Annotated in this window: 7 protein-coding genes; 2 read left to right on the top strand and 5 right to left on the bottom strand. The window is 72.6% G+C overall.

Annotated elements, in window-relative coordinates; genetic code table 11:
• On the bottom strand, positions 1-839 hold an 839-nt coding region (locus tag E1264_RS38360), incomplete at its 3' end, for a hypothetical protein (RefSeq protein WP_132181780.1).
• A gap of 155 nt (positions 840-994) precedes the next feature.
• Here E1264_RS38360 and E1264_RS38355 point away from each other — a divergent pair.
• Both E1264_RS38355 and E1264_RS38350 read left to right on the top strand, forming a co-directional pair.
• Positions 995-1765, top strand: coding sequence for a lysophospholipid acyltransferase family protein (locus E1264_RS38355; protein WP_132181778.1), 771 nt, complete (start codon positions 995-997; stop codon positions 1763-1765).
• A 52-nt stretch (positions 1766-1817) separates the two neighbouring features.
• Positions 1818-2966, top strand: coding sequence for a DUF5925 domain-containing protein (locus tag E1264_RS38350; RefSeq protein WP_132181776.1), 1149 nt, complete (start codon positions 1818-1820; stop codon positions 2964-2966).
• A gap of 21 nt (positions 2967-2987) precedes the next feature.
• Here the strand turns inward: E1264_RS38350 and E1264_RS38345 are convergent, their stop codons facing one another.
• The 4 genes from E1264_RS38345 to E1264_RS44130 form a co-directional block, all read right to left on the bottom strand.
• Positions 2988-4169, bottom strand: a complete 1182-nt coding sequence (locus E1264_RS38345; protein WP_132181774.1) for an aminotransferase class I/II-fold pyridoxal phosphate-dependent enzyme — start codon at positions 4167-4169, stop codon at positions 2988-2990.
• 363 nt (positions 4170-4532) lie between these two features.
• On the bottom strand, positions 4533-5327 hold the full coding sequence (locus tag E1264_RS38335; protein WP_132181770.1) for a DUF2470 domain-containing protein: 795 nt from the start codon (positions 5325-5327) through the stop codon (positions 4533-4535).
• A gap of 126 nt (positions 5328-5453) precedes the next feature.
• Complete coding sequence (locus tag E1264_RS38330; RefSeq protein ID WP_243711429.1) at positions 5454-5954, bottom strand: MarR family winged helix-turn-helix transcriptional regulator; 501 nt, start codon at positions 5952-5954, stop codon at positions 5454-5456.
• Between the two features lie 97 nt (positions 5955-6051).
• A partial coding sequence (locus tag E1264_RS44130) for a hypothetical protein (protein WP_165964596.1) occupies positions 6052-6744 on the bottom strand: 693 nt, incomplete at its 5' end.

Below are 6744 nucleotides of genomic sequence, written 5' to 3'. Positions count from 1 at the left end.
GAGCGATGGAGGCGGGTGGCGAACTCGCGAGACGCGTCGGGGTCGGCGGGGAGCGGGGTCAGGCGGCGCTCGCCGTGGCTCCAGTAGACGCCGGGGGCGCAGGGGTCGTCGGCGTCGGCGTGCATCTCGCGGACCACGTCCGAGAAGACGGGGAGCACCTCGCGGACGGCCGCCGACGTGATCGGGTACAGCAGCAGCGTGCTGTGGCACGGGACGCCGACCAGCGCGCCGTGCTCGTTCGGCCACGGGAGGAACTGGTCGACCTCGCTGAGCAGCGCCGACACGTACCGGCTGCCCGGTTTGGTGACCACGCGGACGTTGCGGCCCGGAAGTAGGGGCTGGTCGCGGACGGCGACGTCCGCCAGCTCGCGGTCGTGGGTGTTCGTCATCACGTAGCCGAGCTTGTGGAGCCCGAGCAGACCGGCGCGGGCCTTGGTGAGCGGGCCGCCGTAGCGGGGGTGCTCGATCATCACCATCGCGTCGAAGTGGTCACCGGCGGGGACGACGACGAGGCCCTCCCGGTCGCGGGGGGCGAGCTTCGGCACGATGCGCAGCCGCAGCAGCTCCCGGACGTCGCCGAACAGCTCCATCTCGCCGACGGCGAGGAACGCGCGGTCGCCGACCTCCCGGACCCACTCGTCGACCACCCGCGGCCAGGCCGAGCGCGGCTCGCGGGCGCAGCGCTCCAGGACCGTCCAGCTGGAGGCGCGCGCCTCCGACCGGCCGACGGGCAGCACCACCTCGGAGGTGCCGGAGTCGAACCAGGCGCTGGGCGCCAGGGCGGGGAGCACATCGCGGATGAGCGCATGCACGTCCGCCGCCGCGTCCAACGGTTCCATCTCTGCTCATCCCCTTTCACACCCTCAAAGGGATCTTCGGGCTTCGGCGGCTCACGTCACAACCCCCACCTTCTCAGAGTTCCGGTCGGTTGTGGGAGCCATCGCGATCCCCGCCCGCACTCGCTGATCATGCAGGCCTCAAGTACCGTGCTCCCATGCCCGAAATCGTGTATCCACCGGTGATCTTGACGGCTCGCGTCGTGTTCAAGGCCCTGAACATCAAGATCCGTCTGGAGGGGACCGACCACATCCCCAGCACCGGCGGGGCGGTGCTCGTCAGCAACCACATCAGCTACCTGGACTTCATCTTCGCCGGGCTCACCGCGCACCCGGCGAAGCGGCTGGTGCGGTTCATGGCGAAGAAGGAGATCTTCGACAACCGGATCGGCGGGCCGCTGATGCGGGGGATGAAGCACATCCCCGTCGACCGGGACGCGGGCGCCTCCTCCTACGCGGCGTCGCTGAAGGCGCTGAAGAGCGGCGAGATCGTCGGGGTGTTCGCGGAGGCGACGATCAGCCGCTCGTTCACGGTGAAGGACATCAAGAACGGCGCGGTGCGGATGGCGGTCGCCGGGAAGGTGCCGCTGATCCCGGTCGCGATCTGGGGCCCGCAGCGGCTGTGGACGAAGGGCCGCAAGCGCCGGCTGCTGCAGCGCGGCGTGCCGGTGACGATCCTCGTCGGCGAGCCCCTGCATCCGAAGCGCGGCGACGACTACGACCAGTGCACGCGGGACCTGCACGCCCGGATGTCGGAGCTGCTGGAGAAGGCGCAGCGCGAGTACCCCGACGTCCCGAAGCCGGGCGAGACGTGGTGGCAGCCCGCCTACCTCGGCGGCACGGCCCCTACTCCGGAGGAGGCCGAGAAGCTCGACCTGGAGGAGGCCGAGGCCCGCAGGGCCGCCGCCGAGGGCGACGGCGGTTCCTGACCGCCGCTAATTCGGTGGACGCGGCCGGCCGCCCGGCCTGATCATTTTTGGTATGACCACGCCACAGGAGATCCTCCATCTCGTCGAGCCCGGGGAGAACGTCACCGGCCCCGGTCCTGACTCGACGCTGCCCGTGGTCTTCAACCTCACCGACCGGAACTCGCCGGCCGACGTGATGGACGTGCTGTCGCTGCGCCCGTTCGCGTCCGGCGAGCAGCCCTGGTCCCGGTCGACGCGGCTGGAGCACGTCCGCGCGGACGCGCCGCTGCGTCCCGGCGACGCCCGCCTGGTGCGGGTGGCGCACGAGAAGACGAAGCAGTCCCTGCTCGCCGAGGGCGACGGCTGGACGCTGCTCGCCAACCGGTGGACGAACGGCATGGCCTACGTCGCCGTGTCCGCCGTGACGGAGGAGCTGGCGGAGACCGTCCTCGAAGCGTCCGTGAAGGACGCGACCGAACCGCCGGAGGTGGACGAGAGCAGCGTCCAGATGGGCTTCTGGCACATGGGCACGCACGGCCCCACCCGCAGCGAGCGCGCGATCGCCGCCGACGCGTGGGAGGACATCCGGGGCAACTACACCGCGCCGGTCGCCGAGGCCCTCGACGAGGTCATGCGCCTCGGCCGCGACGACGTGTCCGGGCGGCTGCTGCTCCTGCACGGCCCGCCCGGCACCGGCAAGACGACGGCGCTGCGCGCGCTCGCCCGCGCCTGGGACGGCTGGTGCCAGTCCGACTGCGTCCTCGACCCGGAGGCGCTGTTCGGCACGCCCAGCTACCTGCTGGAGGTCGCGGTCGGCGACGACGAGGACGAGGGCCGCTGGCGGCTGCTCATCCTGGAGGACTGCGACGAGCTGATCCGCGGCGAGGCGAAGCAGTCGACGGGCCAGGGCCTGTCGCGGCTGCTGAACCTCACCGACGGGATGCTCGGGCAGGGCCGGGACGTGCTGGTCGCCATCACCACCAACGAGGACCTCGCCATGCTGCATCCGGCGGTCGTGCGTCCCGGGCGCTGCCTCGCGCAGATCGAGGTGGGGCCGCTCAGCCGCGCGGAGGCCGTGTCGTGGCTGGACGGCACGGACGCGGCGCCCGGCGAGATCGGCGACGGCGGCGCGACGCTCGCCGAGCTGGCCGCGCTCCGCAAGGGCGAGAGGCGGCCGGAGAACCCGGACACCCCGTCCGCGGCGACCGGGTTCTACCTGTAGGCGGCCGGGCGGCCCGGCCGCCTAGGTCGCCTTGGCCAGGGCCTGGTCGATGTCGGACCACAGGTCGTCGGGGTGTTCGAGGCCGATGGACAGCCGGACCGTCGCCTCGCCGATCCCGGCGGCGGCGAGGGTCGCGGCGTCCATCTGCCGGTGCGACGTGCTCGCCGGGTGCATCACCAGCGAGGCGACGTTGCCGAGCGACGGGCCGAGCGAGATCAGCCGGACGGCCTCGGAGAAGACGCGGCCTGCGTCCCGCCCGCCGGCCGGGTCGAACGCGAGGACGCCGCCGCTGCCGTCCGGCAGCAGCCGCCGCGCCAGCTCGTGCTGCGGATGGTCGGGCAGCCCCGGGTAATGGACGCGGGTCACGGCCGGGTGCGCGGCGAGGCGGCGGGCGATGTCGAGCGCGGTCGCGCTCTGCCGCGCCACCCGCAGCGGCATCGTGGCGAGCCCGCGGAGGGTCAGCCAGGCGCTGAACGGGTCGGCGACGGCGCCCAGCTCGGTGGAGTACTGCCAGACGCGCTGGCGCACGTCCGGGTCGGCGAAGACGGCGAGGCCCCCGATGACGTCGCCGTGCCCGCTCAGGTACTTCGTCGTGGAGTGGATGACGATGTCGGCGCCGTGGTCGAGCGGCCTGCAGAGGACCGGCGCGAAGGTGTTGTCGACGACGGTCAGCACGCCCGTCCCCTGGACGGCGGCGGTGAACGCGGGCAGGTCCGTCACGTGGGTGTTGGGGTTGGCGATCGTCTCCAGGTAGAGGAGGCGGGTGGCGGGACGGAGCGCGTCCTGGACCTCCGCCGGGTCGTCGCCGGAGACGTAGGTGACCTCGACGCCCCACCGTTCGGCGAGGTCCTGGAACATCGCGAACGTGCCGCCGTAGAGGGTGGTCTGCGCGATGACGTGGTCGCCGCTGCGGAGCAGGCTCAGCAGGACCGTGCTGACGGCGCCCATGCCGGACGAGGTGGCGAGCGCCCCGGCCCCGCCCTCCAGCTCGGTGACGGCCCGTTCGAGGGAGCGGACGGTCGGGTTGGCCATGCGGGCGTAGAAGAAGGCTTCGTCCGGGCCGTGGAAGGCGCCCGCGAGGTCGTCTGCGGCGTCGAAGGAGAACAGGTGGCCCTGGTAGAGCGGCACGGAGAGCGGGCGGCTCCCCGCCGGAACGGTCACGGGCGGGTGGACGGCGCGGGTCTGCGGATGGTGTCCGGTCATGTCTCCAGCCTGCGCGGAGCCCCGTCCGGCGGAAACGGCCAATTCCAGGCAGTGGCCCAGTTCTGATCGGCCCTGTTCCGACCAGTGGCCCGGACCACGTCCCCCGAGACTCGCGGTGCCGGACCACCGGCCCGGCCGGGGGGCGCTCCTGGCGCCCCGGTAGCCGGTACGGTCCCCGTCACCGGCTCACCCACCCCGCGAGGGCGAGCCGGCGATCGGGGTCGTCCCGGTCGGGTGACGCTGGGCGTCCCCTCGGCCGGTGTACCGAGCATCGCCCGGAAGGCGGTCCCGCCGCCATCCGGGAGATCACCGGCAATTTGCGGCTTTCGTCCGGATCAGGGTTTCCACGTACGTACGGGGTGGCTACGGGGTCGCACGGGCGAACAGGCGCCGGTACACGCAGCGCAGACCGTGGAGATCACTGACAGGCTCGGCGAACGCGAGCCGCAGATCGAACGGCGCGTGAACCTCCGGTGGCGGTGCGGTGCGGCGCAGCCACATACCGTACCGGTCGAGCCCCAGCGGGCGGACCGGTCCCGGCGGGACGAACTCGGGCAGCAGCCCCATCAGCTCGGCGCGGTGGCAGGAATCCAGATGCGTGAGTATGCCCGACTCGACGGCGACGAACGGGTCCGGCGCCCCGGCCGCGTACTCGTCGCGGTCGAGGGTGGCGCTCCCCCACGCGTCCTCGATCTCGACCTGGGTGATCTCCAGCGCGAGGACCGTCCATTCCCGCGGGCCGCCGTCCCGCCGCGTGCCGAGGTCGAGCAGTTCGGGACGCGGGTGGGCGTGCGAGAGGCGGAGCGCGGCGGCGCGCAGCTCGCCGTCGGGGATCTCGCCGAGCCGGCCGTGCAGCCAGGCCCGGCCGCGGACGCGGTCCGCCAGCGCGACCGGCGCGACATCGGAGATCCGCAGCGTGGCGGGCAGGCCGGGCTCCGCGCCCGGCGCCCGGTTCCGGAGCGCGGACACGATCGGCGACGCGGACCGGACGAGCAGCAGCGGCCTGCCGTCCCGGTCGGTCGCGTGCGCCGGGACGGGCGCGTACGGGACGCCGGGCGCGGCGAGGACGCCGTCCGCGATGCCGTAGGCGAGGGTCCGCGCCCGCTCCGCCGCCGTGGGGCCGTCCACCGTCTTCGTGGTCTCCGCTCGCCGCACCATGCCTCCTCGACCGACCAGGTTAGGGTTACCTAACTTAGGCATACCTAACCATCAGAGAGGCGTGCCGAACAACCCTTCCCCGCGAGACCTGCGTCTCCGTGTCCTCGCGACGAGCGGCGCCCAGGTTCAGTGGAGGGTGCCCAGCTCCTTGCGGGCCGTGGTGCGGAGGGTTCTGAGGGCGTCCACCAGAACGTGGCGCTGGTCGTCGGTCAGCGGGCCGGCGAAGTGCTCCCGGAGTGTCTCGGCGTGGACGCGCAGGGCCTCGTCCAGCTTCGCGCGCCCGGCGTCGGTCAGCTCGACCAGCTGGCGGCGGCGGTCTCCGGGCGCCGGCTCGCGGCTGACGAGGCCGGCCTCCACCATCCGGTCGATGATCCGGGTCATGCCGCCGCTGGTCAGGATCAGCTCACCGGCCAGGTCGCCCATCGTGTGCGGGCCGTCCCCGGCGGCGCCGGACAGCCTCAGCAGGACCTCGAACACCGCGTGCCGGATGCCGCAGCGGCGCTCCAGCTCCCGGCCCGCGATCCGCTCCAGCACCGACGCGGCGCCGAGGAGGGCGCCGAACTCGTGGACGAGGTCGTCCGGGACGACCCGGTCCGTTCCGTGTTCGCCCGGCTCCGTTTCCGTCACGGTCGACATGATGCCCCGCCTTCGTGCTACGACCCCGTCCATCCGCACAACGCACGGCGCCCCGCGCGGCTTCCGCGCGGGGCGCCCGGCCCGGTCGTCAATCGCTCGGCGTGCCGCTCTTGCCCGCCTTCGGCGACGCCGGCGCGCCACCGCCCGGGACGCCGGGGAGCTGCCCCTGCTGCCCCGGTAGCTGGTTCTTGTTCTGGTCATTGAAGCCCGACGCGTACTGCTGGGTCACCTTCCACTCGCCGCCGACCTTGCTGAGGGACAGCCGGAGCAGCGTCGCCGGCTGCTTGGCCTGCGTCTCCTTGGTCTTGAGCGATATCTCCACCATGAGCACCGCCGTGGCGAACCTGCCGTTGACGCTGCCCACGTAGACCTGATCCGTCTTGGACGACACCACCGTCTGCGGGTCGGCCTTGAACGTGTCGGTCAGCGAGGCGAGCGTGTTCTTCTCGTACAGGTCGAGGAGGTCGCCCGCCATCAGCTTCTGGGCCTTCTCCACCTGGGTCTGGTAGTTCTGCGCGGTGTAGCTGAACGCCAGGTCGCCGTAAGCCCTGGCGACCTTGCTCACGGCCGCGCGGTCGTCCTCCTTGGCCGAGAGGGAGCTCGCGCTCCGCCACTGCCAGATCGCCAGGCTGGCCAACAGCGCGACGAGGACGACCACCACGATGGCCTGCACCATGCCGAGCCCGAAGAGCGTCGGCTGGGCGGCGACCGGCTCCCGCCTCTTCGGCTCCTCCTCGCGGGACGGGCGGGGCTTGGGGATCCGCTTGACGGCGGGCTTGGC

Origin of the sequence: Actinomadura sp. KC216, assembly GCF_004348535.1 — a bacterium.
Taxonomy (GTDB): Bacteria; Actinomycetota; Actinomycetes; order Streptosporangiales; family Streptosporangiaceae; genus Spirillospora.
Note: the sequence above shows the minus strand (reverse complement) of the source record. Positions and strands in the feature narration are given on the sequence as shown.

What these genes read in the sequence shown, in the direction of transcription:
- E1264_RS38355 (WP_132181778.1), top strand. Translation starts at nt 995, where the DNA reads ATGCCCGAAATCGTGTATCCACCGGTGATCTTGACGGCTCGCGTCGTG.
- E1264_RS38350 (WP_132181776.1), top strand. Translation starts at nt 1,818, where the DNA reads ATGACCACGCCACAGGAGATCCTCCATCTCGTCGAGCCCGGGGAGAAC.
- E1264_RS38345 (WP_132181774.1), bottom strand. Translation starts at nt 4,169, where the DNA reads ATGACCGGACACCATCCGCAGACCCGCGCCGTCCACCCGCCCGTGACC.
- E1264_RS38335 (WP_132181770.1), bottom strand. Translation starts at nt 5,327, where the DNA reads ATGGTGCGGCGAGCGGAGACCACGAAGACGGTGGACGGCCCCACGGCG.